This window comes from Buttiauxella sp. B2, assembly GCF_006376615.1.
Taxonomy (GTDB): domain Bacteria; phylum Pseudomonadota; class Gammaproteobacteria; order Enterobacterales; family Enterobacteriaceae; genus Buttiauxella.
The window spans coordinates 1-1007 of the sequence record NZ_VEXQ01000074.1; the positions used below are offsets into that span (position 1 = coordinate 1).

The 1007-nt window shown below is 59.6% G+C and carries 1 protein-coding gene; it reads right to left on the minus strand.

Annotated features, from left to right (window positions below; all coding sequences use genetic code 11):
- Positions 1-79: 79 nt before the first annotated feature.
- Positions 80-988 (minus strand): baseplate assembly protein, encoded by a 909-nt coding sequence (locus FH968_RS23555; RefSeq protein ID WP_139883907.1) that lies wholly within the window; start codon positions 986-988, stop codon positions 80-82.
- Positions 989-1007: the final 19 nt, after the last annotated feature.

Genomic DNA, 1007 nt, shown 5'->3' on the forward strand with positions numbered 1-1007 from the left:
CGGCACGCGGGTCAGTTCGGCACAGGCTTTTGCGGCGGCCAGCTCAAGCTCAGAGGAGCCCACCGGCAGCAGCCGGACGTTATTCATTGGCACCCCCGATAACGATTTTGTAATCGGCACAGAAAGAAGCCTGCGTGTCATCGAGCACGATGTCGGTAACAGGTTTTGCCAGCTCGACACGCTGCACACCTTCAACATGGAGTGCGGCATAAATCGCCGACTTGCGGATATCCCGCCCGAGCCGGTGCTGCGCACTGGTATAGGCTTTCAGTTTGGCTTCGGCAGCCTGTCTCACCGGCTCTATTTCGGGACCCGGGTAAAGGTAAAGTGTGGCGTCGATTTCATAGTCGACGATACGTGCTGACTGCACCGTTACCCGGTCAGCCACCGGGCGCACATCCTCATCATTGAGCGCAAGACTGACAATACTGACCAGCTCGTCGCTGGCGGTGCCGTTCCCCTCACGCGAGAGCACCGAAATGGTGACGCACGCCGGTGACGGGCTGATCACCGACACATCCGCGACACGCCCGTCGGCGCTGCGGCCATGAAACTGATACGCCCCGACCGGCCCCGCCACGCTCAGCCCTTCAAATGACTGCTGAATACGCAGACGGAAATCACTGTCGGATTCCATCACCGCCGCCACCGGCGGAATGGCGGTCTCATCGGCAGGAACAATCACCAGGCGGGCGACGTTATTGTTTGCACCGAGCACATCGAGGTCATACCCTCTGGAAAAGGCCAGCATCACGGCCAGCGCGGACTCGTTAACCCGCTGGCGCAGAATCAACTCACGGTACGCATTTTCCTCCAGCAGTTTGACGATGGGTTCGGACTCCAGCATCAGGGTGCGCGCGACGGCGTCCTGCTCATCTTCGGGATACAGGGAAATCAGTGTCGCTTTGCGCTCGGAAAGTAGGGTTTCATAGTCCAGCACCTCGACCACATCCGGGGCGGGTAACTGGCTCAGGTCAATGGTTGCCATAGTCTCAGCTCAGGGGAAC

What these genes read in the sequence shown, in the direction of transcription:
- FH968_RS23555 (WP_139883907.1), bottom strand. Translation starts at nt 988, where the DNA reads ATGGCAACCATTGACCTGAGCCAGTTACCCGCCCCGGATGTGGTCGAG.